This window comes from Nesterenkonia sp. Act20, assembly GCF_019173455.1.
Taxonomy (GTDB): Bacteria; Actinomycetota; Actinomycetes; order Actinomycetales; family Micrococcaceae; genus Nesterenkonia.
Window position 1 is genome coordinate 620,641 of sequence record NZ_JADPQH010000002.1, and the last position, 14,052, is coordinate 634,692.

Here is a 14,052-nt window from a genome sequence, read left to right on the forward strand (position 1 = left end):
GGTGCTCGGGAACCATCCAGCCTGGGCAGTATTCTGAACTGTGATGCGGCCGACGGCCCTGACCGACTAAGGAGCCTTGAGTGGAACTACCCTTCGCGAAATCTGAACGTTCCACGCTCGGCCTGGAATGGGAGCTGGCCCTGGTGGACCGCCAGTCCGGGGATCTGAGGTCCGTGGCGGACCGGATCCTCAGCGCCTGTCATCAGGACCTGGCCGAGCTGGGTCCCGAGGATGAACACCCCTATGTGAAGCAGGAGCTGCTGACCAACACGGTGGAGCTGATCACCGATGTCTGCCCCGACGTGAATACCGGAGTGGAGCAGCTGCGCGAGACCGCACGCAATGTGATGCGCCATTGCGAGCCGCTGGACGTCGAGCTCTACTGCCAGGGGTCCCACCCCTTTGCCGCCCCCACCGAGCAGGAGGTGACGGATAAGGAGCGCTACGCCGAGCTGATCCGCCGGACGCAGTGGTGGGGAAGGCAGATGGTGATCTACGGGGTCCACGTCCATGTGGGCCTCGATGAGGTCGCACAGGCGATGCCCGCGGTCAACGCGCTGTGCAACTACAACGCCCATTTCCAGGCGCTCACCGCCTCCTCGCCCTACTGGGCCGGGGAGGACACGGGATACGCCTCACAGCGCGCGCTGGTCTTCCAGCAGCTGCCCACGGCCGGGGCCTCCTTCCAGTTCGAGGAGTGGTCGGGCTATGAGAAGGCGGTCAGCGACCTCGCGCACACCGGGGTGATCCATGATGTCACCGAGGTCCGGTGGGACGTGCGTGCGGTGCCGCGCCTGGGCACCGTGGAGCTGCGGGTCTGCGACGGCCTCGCCACGCTGGAGGAGATCGCCGGGGTGGCCGCGCTGACCCAGTGCATCGTGCATTCCACCGTGCAAAGCATCGAGAACGGCGGCCGCGTCACCTCCATGCCTCCCTGGTTCGTGCAGGAGAACAAGTGGCGGGCTGCGCGCTATGGGCTCGACGCCGAGATCATCCTCAACGCCGAGGGCGACGAGATGCTGGTGACCGATCACCTCGAGCAGGAGCTGAACCGGTTGGAACCGGTGGCGGCCGAGCTGGGCTGCGCCGACGAGCTGGCGCTGGTGGAGCAGATGATGCGCGACGGAGCGGGCTATCAGCGCCAGCGTCAGGTGGCAGAGACCCACGAGGGTGATCTGCGCCAGGTGGTGCTGGATGCCGCGGCGCGGACCCGGATGTCGATCAACGGCCCGCGCAGGGTCTGAGCCGCCGAAGCCTATGAGCTTCAGGTTCTGCGGGACCGAACAGGCTGAGTGCTGATCCGATCCTGCGGGTGCAAGCCCCCGGAGTGCTAGACGCTGATCCGCTGCACCGGCTGGGAGGAGTCCGCCGGGATCTCCATGCCGGAGGGCTCCACTCCCGCGGCCACGAGTTGGGCGCCCAGGGCGGCGACCATCGCGCCGTTGTCGGTGCACAGGCTCACCGGCGGGATGCGCAGCTCGATTTCGGCCGCCGCGCAGCGCTCGGTCAGCAGCTCGCGCAGCCGCTGGTTCGCCGCCACGCCCCCGCCGAGCAGGAGTGTGTGGATCCCATGTTCCCGCGCAGCCCGAACTGCCTTGCTGGTGAGCACATCGACCACAGCCTCTTGGAAGCTGGCGGCGATGTCATGGACGGGGACCTCGAGGCCGGCGGATTCGAACTGCTCCACGGCGCGGGCCACAGCGGTCTTGAGCCCGGAGAAGGACCAGTTGTGCCGGTGCTTGCCCGGCGCCTGCGCGCTGCCCTCGAACTTCGGCATGGTCAGTCCGCGCGGGAATCTGAAAGCCGTGGGATCTCCGTGCGCGGCTGCGGCGGCGATGGCGGGCCCGCCGGGGTATCCCAGTCCGAGCAGTCGGGCGGTCTTGTCGAAGGCCTCCCCGGCGGCGTCGTCGATGGTTGATCCCAGCAGCTGCACCTGCGAGGTCAATGAGACCACGCGCAGGATCTCGGTGTGGCCGCCGGAGACCAGCAGCGCCCCGGTGTTCTCTGGGAGCTCCGTCATGGGCGACGAGGACTCGAGCAGACCCACTCCGACGTGGGCCACCAGGTGGTTGACCCCGTAGAGGGGCTTTCCGGCGGCCAGCGCCAACCCCTTCGCGGCGGAGAGTCCCACCATCAGCGCGCCGGCGAGCCCCGGCCCGGCGGTCACCGCGATCGCATCCACATCCTTGAGCTGGATCCCGGCGGTGTCCAGCGCCTGACGCAGCGTGGGCACGAACGCCTCCAGGTGCGCGCGGGCGGCGATCTCCGGGATGACGCCGCCGAAGCGCGCATGTTCCTCCATCGAGGAGGAGACGGTGTTGGCCAGCAGCTCGGTGCCGCGGACGATGCCGATCCCGGTCTCATCGCAGGAGGTCTCGATGCCCAGCACCAGCGGCGCCTGCGGCAGCGACTGCCCCGACTTGCGGGGCGTGGGAAGCGTGGAGAGAGCGGTCATGACAAGGGGCTCCTGAGATCGGTGGCGGAGCTGCGGGTGGGGAGATCGGTCAGCGGCCGGCGCATGATCAGCGCGTCCTGACCGTCGGGGTAGTAGCGGGCGCGGGTATGGATCGGCTCGAATCCCTCGCGCAGATACAGCGCCTGCGCGCCGGGGTTGTCGGCACGCACCTCCAGCAGGATCTGTTCCGCGCCTCGTGCACGCGCGGCGTCGACGAGCAGCCCGAGAAGTCTGGTCCCGAGTCCACGTCCCTGCATCTCGGGTGCCACCGCCAGGGTCTGCACATCCGCCAGGGGCAGCACGCACATCATCCCGGCGTACCCAGCGAGCTCACCCCCGACTGTGCGCGCGGTCCAGTAGCGGCGGGTTCCCGCGTCGGTGCCACCTGCTGCGTCTGCTGCGCCGCCGTCATCTGCGGCGGCGCTGGTGTGGGCCAGCTCGTCGTAGAAGAAGCTCTCTGGCCAGGCGTCGTGGGGAAACAGTCGGTTCTCCAGCGCGAGCACCTCGGGGACGTCCAGCGCGGTCATCGCAGCGATGGTGAAGGAGTTCGTGGCGGGTGTCTCGCTCACGAGGCGGCCGTCCGTGGGCGCACCTGGGCGGGAACCTTGGCATCGGATTCACGCAGGTACAGCGGCAGCGGCTCGCGCAGCCTGGCAGGGCCCGGCGTCTGAGCGATCTGGCCGAGCTCCACCGCGTCGGGGAGCCAGCTCGCCTCCATCGCGGATCGGGCCTTCAGCGCTTCGGGGTACAGGCCCGCTCCGATCCCCACGGCAGGAAGATCGGGCAGCTCGCTGGCGGCGCTGACATGAGGCCCGTCGACGAGTTCAGCAGACGCTGCGTGATCAGGGCCCGCGGCGGCACGGCTGCGGTATCGCGCCCAGTAGACCTCGCGCCGTCGTGCGTCGCTCACGGCAAGGAATTCGACCCCTGCCTCAACAGGGCCGCCGAGGTGGTCACCGGCGGGGTCACTGGCAGAATCACCGGCCGGGTCACCGGCGGGGCTCTGGGTGACCGCGCGGTGAGCCAATGAATCGAGGCTGCAGAGTCCATGCAGCGGCACCTGCCAGACCTCCGCCAGCGCGTGCGCCAGCGCCAGTCCGACGCGCAGGCCGGTGAAGGGCCCGGGACCCACGCCGACGACGACGCCGCCCAGCCCGCCACCGTCGACGCCGGCCTGGCGCATCGTCTCCGCCACGGCGGCGGCGAGCACCTCGGCGTGGTCGGTGGTCTCAGAGGTGCGCCACTGGGCGAGCACCCGGCCCTGGTCGAGCACGGCGACGGAGGCGCCGGCAGAGGAGTCAATCGCGAGAATCACCCCTCCATGGTAGTTCTTCACAGCGTCGGCGGCTGCGCCCAGGCGGGCCCATAGCCCCGCAGCACAGCGCGGCGGGCGGAGCCCATGACATCGGCTTCGGTCTCGGAGAAATCGGTGATGATCTCCGGCTCCGCCGAGGCATCGGAGGAGTCCGCGTCCGGACGGGGCGAGGAGTCCTCGCGCAGAAGCTCGAGGTCGAGCCAGGAGCCGTCGGGGCCGACGAGCGCCGACTCCACCACTCCCCGTCCCCACTCCACAACGGTCACGGCGTCCGCCATGGTGGAGAGCAGATCCAGCGACTCCAGTCCCGCCGAGTCGCTGCGGTAGGCATCCACGTGGACCAGGTCGGGGCCTTCACTCTCCGCGCGGTGAATCCGGCTGAGGATGAAGGTCGGGGAACTGATCATCCCGGTGACGCCGAGTGCGGCACCCAGGGACTGGGTGAACGTGGTCTTTCCTGCGCCCAGTCCACCGGTGAGCACCAGCAGGTCTCCCGGCCCGAGTCGAGCGGCGAGGCGTGCGGCGAAATCAGCGGTGTCCTCGAGGCCTTCGAGGGCCACCTCGATGCGCCAGAGCTCCCCTGCGGGCGGAGACACCGGGCCCGGCCGGGCGCTCATGAATGGCCCTGGCCGGTCAACGGCGTCCCGTCGTCGTCCGCGGCGGTGCCGGGCAGCGGCGGGAGCTCTGAGTCCACGACCACGCGGGGCACGCGCTCACCGATGCGGGTGATGATCTCGTAGTTGTTGGTCCCCGCCGCGGCGCCCCACTCGGCAGCCTCGATCCCGGAGTCACCGCCGAAGATCACCACCTCGTCACCTACGGAGATCTCAGTGTCGAGCTCCGCGAGGTCCACCACGAACTGATCCATCGCCACCCGCCCCACGGACTGGTAGCGGCGGCCATTGATGCAGACCGGAGCGTGGACGGCGACGCGCGGGATGCCGTCGGCGTATCCCATCGGGATGAGCGCGAGTGTGGTGGGCTGGTCCACGCGGTGGGTGAGGCCATAGCTGATCCCCTGCCCGGCCGGCACGCGCTTGACGTTGGCCACCGAGGTGCGCAGCTCCATCGCCGGGCGCAGTCCCAGGTCCTCCGTGGTCCGGTCGGCGAAGGGGCTCTGCCCGTACACCCCGACGCCCACGCGCACCATGTCGAAATGCGCGTCCGGGCGGGACAGCGCGGCCGGGGTGTTGGCGACGTGGCGCAGATCCGGGACGATCCGGTGTTCCTGGGCCACCTCCAGCGCGTGACGGTAGAGATCAAGCTGGGCGTCGGTCTCCCGGCGGTCCGGCTCATCGGCCACGGCCAGGTGGGTGAAGATGCCTTCGATGCTGATCAACCCGCGTTCCTGGTAGTTCGCCGCGGTGCGCAGCAGCTCGGGCCAGTCCTCGATGGTGCATCCGTTGCGACCGAGTCCGGTGTCGATCTTCAGGTGCACGCGTGCGGGGCGCTGCAGCGACTCTGCGGCCTCCGCCACAGGATGAAGCTCCCACCCGGAGATGCCCAGGTCTATGTGCTCGGAGATGGCCTGGGCGAAATCGGTTCCGCGGGTGTGCAGCCAGGCGAGGATGGGAGCCTGGATTCCGGCCTCGCGGAGCGCCAGCGCCTCGCTCACATGGGCGGTTCCCAGCCAGTCGGCGCCGGCGTCCAGGGCAGCCCGAGCACTGGTCAGGGCGCCGTGGCCGTACCCCTCCGCCTTGACCGCCACCATCACCTTGGCGGGGTGCACATAGGAGGCGATGGTGCGCACATTGTGCCGGATTGCGGCAGGGTCGATCACCGCTGCGCGTTCAGGCCCGAGAGTCTGTTCCATGACCTCCACTGTATCGGCGAGGGCGCACGATGCGCCCAGCCGCTATTCGCGCAGCGCGCCGATCAGCGCGGAGGCACCGAAATGTCCGAAGCCCTGGGGGTCCAGCCGCTGCGCGGCGGCGGCGTGCATCCGAGCGCCCTCCGCGGCGATCCGCACCCAGTCCTGTTCATGGTCGGTGTCGGCAGTCGCCAGCAGCGCACCGATGATCCCGGTGAGGACATCGCCGGTGCCTGCGGTGGCGAGGCCGGGAGTCGCCGACCGCACGATCAGCGGGGCGCCTCCGGAGGGTCCGGCCACCACCGTGCTGGGACCCTTGAGCAGCACCGTGGCTCCCAGCGCTTCGGCCAGGGCCTGGGTCGCGGCGAGCGTGTCGGGCTGATCGGCGAGAAGTCTCTGAAGGGACTCGTCCTCCAGCGCCTCGGCCAGCCGCCGGGCCTCCCCCAGATGCGGGGTGAGGATCAGCTGTGCGCCGAGGTCTCCCGAGGTGAGCAGGTCTCCTCGCAGCAGCTCGAGGCCGGAGGCGTCGAGCACGCAGGGCACCTTTGAATCCACCGTGGCGCGAAGCATGGTCTCGCCCTCCACCAGGCGGGACCTGTCTTTGCCGAGCCCGGGTCCGATCGCGGCGGCGGTTGCGCCGTCGAAGGCCTTGGCACCGCGGCCGTGGCTCATCACGGCTTCGGGCCACCCTTGCAGCACGGCGGCGGAGACCGTGGCATCTGCCTGGAGCCGGACCATCCCGACGCCGGAGGTGATGGCGGATCCCACGGTCAGCTGGGCGGCACCCGGGAACTGGGGCGATCCGGCCACCACCTGCAGGCTGCCGCGACTGTATTTGTGGTCACCGAGGCGCGGCTTGCGTCGCGTCGGTTCTGGGGCGATGAGCTCCCACGCAGCCGGCTCTGGGAGGTGGTCCTGCAGCCCGATGTCCACCGTGTGGATCTTTCCGCTGCGCAGACCTCCCTCACCGAGCAGCAGCCCGAGCTTGGCCCCGCCGAAGGTGACGGTGTGCTCAGCGGTCAGCGCCTGACCCGGGCAGCGACCGGTATCGGCGTCGACCCCGGAGGGTATGTCGCAAGCGACGACGGTGCTGGTGCTGGCTGCCTGAGCGAGACCAGGAACTTCGGGCAGCGCGAAGGCTCCCCGAGCCCCGGTGCCCAGCACGGCGTCGATCAGCACCGCGGTGTCCGCAGGCACGGAGAACAGCAGCCGTCCGCCGGCGGCGCGGAACGCCTCGAGCGCCTCGGGGTGCGCGCGGTCGGCGACGAGCACCGCTGCGGCGTCCACGCCGCGAGCCCGCAGCACGGTCAGCGCGTAGAGGCCGTCTCCACCGTTGTTTCCGGCACCGATGAGTCCGAGCACCTGCGCACCGTAGATCTTGCCGCTGCTGCGCAACAGATCCAGCACATAGGAGGCCAGGCCGTGGGCCGCACGGCGCATCAGGTCAGGACCCGCGCCAGCCTCGAGAAGTGGAGTCTCAGCGGCGCGGATCTGAGCACCGGAATACACCGGTGTGGTTGCTCTGGACATGTTCAGCCTTCCGCCACCACCATGGCGGTGGCCACGTCACCGTCGTGAGAGAGGGACAGGTGCCAGCGCTTGACACCACGGGAATCGGCCACTGTGGCGACCGTGCCGGAGACCTCCACCGAGGGCGCCCCGGCGGAGTCCATGACGACCTGGCAGTCCTGCCAGTTCATGCCCGCGGGTGCACCCAGGGCCTTCGCCACAGCCTCCTTGGCGGCGAACCTGGCGGCCAGCGAGCGGGTGTTGAGCTCCCGCTCTGCGGGCACGAACAGTCGTTCGCGCAGCGCAGGCGTGCGGCGCAGCTGATGCTCGAACCGCGTCACCAGGACGACGTCGACTCCGATACCGACGATCATGTCTCTCTCCTCGTCTGAGCTGCGAGTGTCACTCCACGGTGACGGATTTCGCCAGGTTGCGCGGCTGGTCGACGTCGTAGCCCTTCTCTGCGGCCAGTGCGCAGGCGAAGATCTGCAGCGGCACGGTGGTCAGCAGCGGCATCAGCAGCGGCTGGGTCTCGGGCACGTAGAAGACCTGCTCGGAGTAATCCACGACGTCGGCGTCGCCAGCCTCGGCGACCGTGATCGTCTTGGCACCGCGGGCGCGGACCTCCTGGATGTTGGAGACCACCTTGGCATGCAGCGAGTCGCGGCCATGCGGGGAGGGCACGACGACGAAGACCGGCTGGCCCTGGTCGATCAGTGCGATCGGGCCGTGCTTGAGCTCACCGGCGGCGAAGCCCTCCGCGTGGATGTAGGCGATCTCCTTGAGCTTGAGCGCACCTTCCATCGCGACCGGGTAGCCGACGTGGCGGCCGAGGAACAGCACCGACGGGGCCTGAGCCATCTCTCGAGCCAGCTCACGGATCTGCTCGCCGCCGTCGAGGACCTCCTGGATCTTGCCCGGGATCTTGTGCAGATCGGCAAGGATGTCGTCGATCTCTCCCTGGAAGAGCTTCCCGCGCAGCTGCGCCATGTACAGGCCCAACAGGTAGGAGGCGGTGATCTGCGCAAGGAAGGCTTTGGTGGAGGCCACGGCGATCTCGGGACCGGCGTGGGTGTAGAGCACGGCGTCGGATTCGCGCGGGATGGTGGACCCGTTGGTGTTGCAGATCGCCAGCGTGCGCGCGCCTTGCTCCTTGGCGTAGCGGACCGCCATAAGCGTATCCATGGTCTCGCCGGACTGGGACAGCGAGACGATCAGCGTGGAGTCGTCGATGATGGGATCGCGGTAGCGGAACTCATGGCTGAGCTCGACCTCGACCGGGACGCGCACCCAGTGCTCGATCGCATATTTGGCGACCATTCCCGCGTAGGCGGAGGTCCCGCAGGCCAGCACGATGATCTTGGAGATGTTCTTGAGCTCTTCAGGATCGATGCGCAGCTCGTCGAGCACCAGACGGCCGGAGGCGTCGGTGCGGCCCAACAGGGTGTCCTCCACCGCCTTGGGCTGATCGTGGATCTCCTTCTCCATGAAGGTGCCGAAGCCGCCCTTCTCAGCGGCGGCGGCGTCCCAGTTCACGGAGAAGCGCTTGCCCTCGGCGGGAGACCCGTCGAAGTTGATGATGGCGACGTCGTCGGTGGTGATGGTCACGACCTGGTCCTGCTCGAGCTCGACCGCCTCACGGGTGAAGTCGATGAAGCCGGAGACGTCGGAGCCGAGGAAGTTCTCCCCGTCGCCCAGGCCCACCACCAGCGGTGAGTTGCGGCGGGAGGCCACCACTCGGTCCGGCTGGTCGGCGTGCACCGCGAGCAGGGTGAAGGCACCCTCGAGCTGGTTCGCCGCCAGGCGCATCGCCTCGGTGAGGTCTCCGCCCGTGGCGGTGAAGTGCTGTGCGATCAGCTTCGCAGCGACCTCGGTGTCGGTCTCGGAGGCGAAGGTCTCCCCGGTGGAGACGAGCTTGGCCTTGAGCTGCGCGAAGTTCTCGATGATGCCGTTGTGGATCACGGCGAGCTTATCGCCGTCGGCCAAGTGAGGGTGCGCATTCAGGTCATTGGGTGCACCGTGGGTGGCCCAGCGGGTATGTCCGATGCCCACCGAGGCTTCAGTCATGGGCTCGGCCTCGATCTCGCTGAGGAGATTGGCGAGCTTGCCGGACTTCTTCCTCATGGAGACGGTCCCGGAGGCCACAGTGGCCACTCCCGCGGAGTCATATCCCCGGTATTCCAGGCGACGGAGTCCCTCGAGGAGCACATCAAGGGCTCCGTGCTGGCTGGTCTTCTCAGGCAGGCCGATATAGCCGACAATTCCACACATAGCCCATAGCGTATCGTGTCTACGTGTCTGAACACCCATCCGATGATCCTCATCCGCGCACGTCCACCGGGTCTCTGCCCGCCGTGGTGGCGGGCACGGCCCCCTGGGCGGGATCACCTGCCAAGCCCGGTCAGCCGGGTGCCTCACACTCTCCTTTCGCCGAACTGGACCGTCACGCCTGGGCGCGCCTGGCCGATACGATAGAGCAGCCGCTGAACCAGGACGACGTCGACCGTCTCCGCGGCATCGGCGAGCACCTCTCGCTCAACGAGGTCGAACAGATCTACCTGCCGCTGAGCCGGCTGCTCTCCATCTACGTGGAGTCCGCCGCGCATCTGCGCTCGGCGGCCAATGAGTTCCTCGGTGAACAGACCCTCCGGACCCCGTTCGTGATCGGCGTCGCCGGCTCCGTTGCGGTGGGCAAGTCCACGACTGCCCGCGTGCTCCAGGAGATGCTGCGCAGATGGCCCTCCACCCCCCGCGTGGAGCTGGTCACCACCGATGGTTTCCTCTATCCCAATGCGGAGCTTCAGCGCCGCGGAATCATGGACCGCAAGGGCTTCCCCGAGGCCTACGACCGCAGAGGGCTGCTGCGGATGGTCTCGGAGGTGAAGTCCGGCAAGCCGGAGGTCCGGGCGCCCTGGTACTCCCACCTGGTCTATGACATCGTGCCCGATCGCGAAGTCGTGATCCGACAGCCCGATGTGCTCATCGTGGAGGGGCTCAACGTCCTGCAGCCCGCACGGGTGCGCGAGGACGGCACCACTGGGCTCGCGCTGAGTGACTTCTTCGACTTCTCCATCTACGTGGATGCGAAGCCCAAGCATATCGAGCAGTGGTACGTGGATCGGTTCATGCGCTGGCGCGACGGGGCCTTCGCGAACCCGGAGAGCTACTTCCACCAGTACTCCTACCTCGATGACGAGCAGGCGAAGGCCCGGGCCACCGATATCTGGAAGCGGATCAACGGCCCGAATCTCCGCGCAAACATCCAACCGACCCGCTCCAGGGCCCGGCTCGTGATGGCCAAGGGTGAGGACCATTCGGTGTCGCGCGTTCTGCTGCGCAAGGTCTGAACCGCCGATGTCTCGAGGGGAACTGACCGAAGCTGGCCGCCGCCACTGGCAGCAGAAGCAGGAACGGCGGGCGAAGATCTACCGCCGTCGCCGCGCGCTGGCTGTGGTCGTGCTGATCGCGGTGCTGCTGCTGATCGGCTACCTCTTTCCGCGCGCCTGGGGCTGGGTGAGCCAGCTCAGCAGCGAAGCGTTCAGCGGTGAGACGCTCAGCGGCGAGGGCCCGCTGGACGAGGTGCGCGGCAACCAGATCCCGGAGTCCGGAGCGCCGGAGCCGGAAACGACGCCGGAACCGGAACCGACGCCGGAGGAGGCTCCCGACCGCGCCAGTGACCCCTCCCGGGATCCAGATTCGATCCACGTGCTGGTGAATCGGCAGAACCCGCTGCAGCCCGAGGACTACGCCCCGGAGGATCTGGTGGCTCCTGAGGTGCGGATGAGTACGCAGTCCCAGCTTCTGCTGCGCGAGGAAGCCGCCGAGGCGCTCGAAGAGCTGATCCAAGATGCCGGCGAGGACGGCCAGGTCCTCGCGATGACCAGCGGTTACCGGTCCTATGCCGCGCAGCTCGAGGTTTACGCGAACCGGCATTCGGCGGTGGGCACCGAGGAGACCGATGAGCTGGTGGCCCGCCCAGGGTATTCCGAGCACCAGACGGGGCTGGCCGCAGACGTGATCAGCATCGATAACCCCAACTGCATCCAGGGGCACTGCTTCGCCGACACCCCGGAGGGAGCGTGGGTGGCCGAGCACGCCGCGGACCACGGATTTGTGATCCGCTACCTCGACGGCGCCGAGGAGATCACCGGGTACCAGTTCGAGCCCTGGCACCTGCGCTATGTGGGCGAGGAGACCGCGCAGGAGGTCGCCGCGGAGGATCTGACCCTGGAGGAGTACTGGGATCGCCCGGCAGCCGCCGAGTACGACGTCGAGGAGCCGGACCTGGACCCCGCGGGGACCTCGTGAGCCGGGCTCTCGGGGTGTCCTAGACTCTTCTCCATGCTTAAAGGATTCAGAGAGTTCATCACCCGCGGAAACGTCGTGGACCTCGCCACCGCCGTGGTCATCGGCACCGCGTTCACCACCGTGGTCACGGCCCTGGTGGAGAGTGTGCTGATGCCACTGATCTCGGCCCTTGTGGGCTACCAGGACTTCGACAACTTCGCAGTGGTCGAGGTGAGAGGGCAGGCCATCCAGTTCGGCGTGCTGCTCACCGCACTGGTCAACTTTCTGCTGATCGCCGCCGCGGTGTACTACGTGGTCATCGCGCCGATGAAGCGTGTGGTGGAGGCACGCGAGCGGCGAGCCAAGAAGGCCCCCGTCGAAGAGGAGAACATCACGCTGCTCAAGGAGATCCGAGACCAGCTGAAGGCCCAGACCGAGGTCACCAACCCGGCCTACCTGGCAACCCTGGCGGAGGGGCAGCGCCTGGCGGCGGAACAGGCGACCACAGAGGCTCCTCAGGGCCCCCGCCGCCATCCCGTGCTTGGCAAGGCCAAGGACGTGGTCTGGGGCAAGGACTGACCCCACCCCCACGTTGAGTGGCGGATTCTCCGACCATATGGGGCCTAATCAAGCCTCAGGTACCCGGAGAATCCGCCGCTGAACGGGGAGGGGTTCCCGAGGGGAACGAAGAGGGGCCTAGAGGGCGAGTTCGGCTTTGACGATCTCGGCCAGCGCTTCGGACTCCGACTGGGCCAGCTCCGCGGTCGCGGCCTCGACCATCACCCGCACCACCGGCTCGGTCCCCGACGGGCGCAGCAACACCCGCCCGGTCTCCCCCAGACGGGCCTCCGCCTGCGCCACCGCGTCCTGCAGCGGGGCATGGGTCTTCGCCCGGGTCCGGTCCACACCCTTGACGTTGATCAACACCTGCGGAAGCTTCGTCATCGCTTCGGCCGCCAGCACCCGGGCCGTCTTACCGGTCGCGGCCACCCGAGACGCCAGCTGCAAACCGGTCAGCAGACCATCCCCAGTGGTGGCCCAGTCCGCGAAGATCAGATGCCCGGACTGCTCCCCACCCAGGTTGTACCCGTTCGCGCGCATCGCGGCCAGCACGTACCGGTCACCGACCGCGGTCTCCACCAGGTGCACCCCGGCGGCCTCCATGCCCAGCTTCAGCCCCAGGTTGGACATGACCGTGACCACCAGGGTGTCCTCGACCAGGGTGCCGGCGTCCTTCTGCGCGATCGCCAGGACCCCCATGATCTGATCCCCATCGATGATCTCTCCGGTGTGATCCACCGCGAGACACCGGTCAGCATCCCCGTCGTGAGCGATCCCCAGATCCGCCCCATGGGCCAGCACCGCGTCTTGCAGCGGGCCCAGATGAGTCGACCCGTACCCGTCGTTGATGTTCAGCCCATCCGGGTCTGCCCCGATCACGATGACCTCAGCCCCGGCGTCGGTGAACGCCTGGGGTGAGACCCCGGCAGCGGCACCGTGGGCGCAGTCCAGCACGATCTTCAGTCCCTTCAGACTCACCCCGTCCATGGAGCGCAACAGGTGCACCAGGTAGCGGTCTTCGGCGTCAGCGAACCGGCGGACCCTCCCGACGTCGGCCCCGGTGGGCCGGGCTGGCTCACGGCCCAGCTGGGTCTCGATGGCGTCTTCAGCGGCGTCGTCGAGCTTATGGCCCCCGCGGGCGAGGAACTTGATCCCGTTATCCGGGGCGGGGTTGTGCGAGGCGGAGATCATCACCCCGAAGTCCGCGTCGATGTCATCGACTAAGAACGCGGCGGCGGGGGTGGGCAGCACTCCTGCGTCGTAGACATCGACTCCGGCGCTGGCCAGACCGGCGGAGACGGCGGCGGAGATGAACTCTCCGGAGATGCGGGGGTCACGGGCGACGACCGCGGTGGGCCGGGTGCCGGGGGCCACCTGCTGGTGGCCCAGGACGGTCGCTGCTGACTGGGAAAGGGTGAGGGCGAGTTCCGCGGTGAGCAGCCCATTGGCCACACCACGCACACCGTCAGTGCCGAAAAGTCGTGCCATGATGACGACCAGTGTACTGGGCGGTAGCCCCTGCAGACGCGCAAAACCCCGCCGGAGAGTCTCCGACGGGGTCTTGTGCAGCTGAGCTCCGCACTGAGATCAGTGCGCGGGCTTTAGCGCTTGGAGTACTGCGGTGCCTTACGTGCCTTCTTGAGACCGGCCTTCTTGCGCTCCACCGCACGGGCGTCGCGAGTCAGGAATCCGGCCTTCTTGAGCGACGCGCGGTTGTGGTCGCGGTCGATCTCGTTCAGCGCGCGGGAGATGCCCAGGCGCAGGGCGCCGGACTGACCCGAGGGGCCGCCGCCGTCGATGCGAGCAATCACATCGTAGGCTCCGGTGAGGCCCAGCAGGGTGAAGGGATCATTCACTTCCTGCTGGTGCAGCTTGTTCGGGAAGTAATCTTCCAGGCTGCGACCGTTGAGGGTCCACTGGCCTGTGCCCGGGGTGATGCGGACGCGTGCGCGAGCCTGCTTGCGACGACCGATGGCGGCTCCGCCAACGGTCAGCGGTGCACGCTCGGACTCGCCGGCGGTCTCCTGGGCGGGGGTCGATTCCGAGGTGTAGCTTGAAAGCTCCTCGGTTTCGGTGAGCTCTTCAGTGTTCTGAGCCACGATTCTCCTTGAAAAT

General features: G+C 68.2%; 14 protein-coding genes. 4 read left to right on the plus strand and 10 right to left on the minus strand.

All coding sequences use genetic code 11. The features are described from left to right. Window positions 1–80 precede the first annotated feature (80 nt). Complete coding sequence (locus tag IY716_RS12500; RefSeq protein WP_218222004.1) at window positions 81–1,244, plus strand: glutamate--cysteine ligase; 1,164 nt, start codon at window positions 81–83, stop codon at window positions 1,242–1,244. Between the two features lie 86 nt (window positions 1,245–1,330). On the opposite strand, the gene tsaD is transcribed toward IY716_RS12500, so the two are convergent. From tsaD to glmS, 8 genes are read right to left on the minus strand one after another with little or no spacing between them, the layout of a single operon-like run. Further along, entirely contained in the window at window positions 1,331–2,455 is a 1,125-nt protein-coding gene (gene tsaD, locus IY716_RS12505; protein WP_218222005.1) for a tRNA (adenosine(37)-N6)-threonylcarbamoyltransferase complex transferase subunit TsaD, read from the minus strand. Further along, entirely contained in the window at window positions 2,452–2,982 is a 531-nt protein-coding gene (gene rimI / locus IY716_RS12510; protein ID WP_218222226.1) for a ribosomal protein S18-alanine N-acetyltransferase, read from the minus strand. The genes tsaD and rimI overlap by 4 nt, the downstream gene beginning before the upstream one ends. Window positions 2,983–3,020: 38 nt before the next feature. After that, window positions 3,021–3,770: a tRNA (adenosine(37)-N6)-threonylcarbamoyltransferase complex dimerization subunit type 1 TsaB gene (gene tsaB / locus IY716_RS12515; RefSeq protein WP_218222006.1), complete on the minus strand. Its 750-nt coding sequence runs from the start codon at window positions 3,768–3,770 to the stop codon at window positions 3,021–3,023. 17 nt (window positions 3,771–3,787) lie between these two features. After that, a complete protein-coding gene (tsaE, locus tag IY716_RS12520; protein WP_218222007.1) occupies window positions 3,788–4,387 on the minus strand; it encodes a tRNA (adenosine(37)-N6)-threonylcarbamoyltransferase complex ATPase subunit type 1 TsaE in 600 nt (199 codons plus the stop codon). After that, window positions 4,384–5,583 (minus strand): alanine racemase, encoded by a 1,200-nt coding sequence (alr, locus tag IY716_RS12525; RefSeq protein WP_218222008.1) that lies wholly within the window; start codon window positions 5,581–5,583, stop codon window positions 4,384–4,386. The genes tsaE and alr overlap by 4 nt, the downstream gene beginning before the upstream one ends. 42 nt (window positions 5,584–5,625) lie before the next feature. Beyond that, a complete protein-coding gene (locus IY716_RS12530) occupies window positions 5,626–7,110 on the minus strand; it encodes an NAD(P)H-hydrate dehydratase (protein ID WP_218222009.1) in 1,485 nt (494 codons plus the stop codon). A 2-nt stretch (window positions 7,111–7,112) separates the two neighbouring features. Next, window positions 7,113–7,463, minus strand: coding sequence for a holo-ACP synthase (locus tag IY716_RS12535; protein WP_218222010.1), 351 nt, complete (start codon window positions 7,461–7,463; stop codon window positions 7,113–7,115). 28 nt (window positions 7,464–7,491) lie between these two features. Next, a complete protein-coding gene (gene glmS / locus IY716_RS12540) occupies window positions 7,492–9,360 on the minus strand; it encodes a glutamine--fructose-6-phosphate transaminase (isomerizing) (RefSeq protein ID WP_218222011.1) in 1,869 nt (622 codons plus the stop codon). 83 nt (window positions 9,361–9,443) lie between these two features. On the opposite strand from glmS, the gene coaA reads away from it, so the two are divergent. Genes coaA through mscL form a run of 3 tightly spaced genes read left to right on the plus strand, consistent with a single transcriptional unit; the run spans window position 9,444 to window position 11,955 of the window. Continuing rightward, complete coding sequence (gene coaA, locus IY716_RS12545; RefSeq protein ID WP_218222227.1) at window positions 9,444–10,436, plus strand: type I pantothenate kinase; 993 nt, start codon at window positions 9,444–9,446, stop codon at window positions 10,434–10,436. Window positions 10,437–10,443: 7 nt separating this feature from the next. After that, window positions 10,444–11,397 carry a D-alanyl-D-alanine carboxypeptidase family protein gene (locus tag IY716_RS12550; protein WP_218222012.1) on the plus strand — a complete coding sequence of 318 codons (954 nt, stop codon included), beginning with the start codon at window positions 10,444–10,446 and terminating at the stop codon, window positions 11,395–11,397. 33 nt (window positions 11,398–11,430) lie between these two features. Then, entirely contained in the window at window positions 11,431–11,955 is a 525-nt protein-coding gene (mscL, locus tag IY716_RS12555) for a large conductance mechanosensitive channel protein MscL (protein WP_218222013.1), read from the plus strand. A gap of 117 nt (window positions 11,956–12,072) precedes the next feature. Here the strand turns inward: mscL and glmM are convergent, their stop codons facing one another. Further along, a complete protein-coding gene (gene glmM, locus IY716_RS12560; RefSeq protein WP_218222014.1) occupies window positions 12,073–13,425 on the minus strand; it encodes a phosphoglucosamine mutase in 1,353 nt (450 codons plus the stop codon). A gap of 113 nt (window positions 13,426–13,538) precedes the next feature. Continuing rightward, window positions 13,539–14,036, minus strand: a complete 498-nt coding sequence (gene rpsI / locus IY716_RS12565) for a 30S ribosomal protein S9 (protein ID WP_192592295.1) — start codon at window positions 14,034–14,036, stop codon at window positions 13,539–13,541. Window positions 14,037–14,052 lie beyond the last annotated feature (16 nt).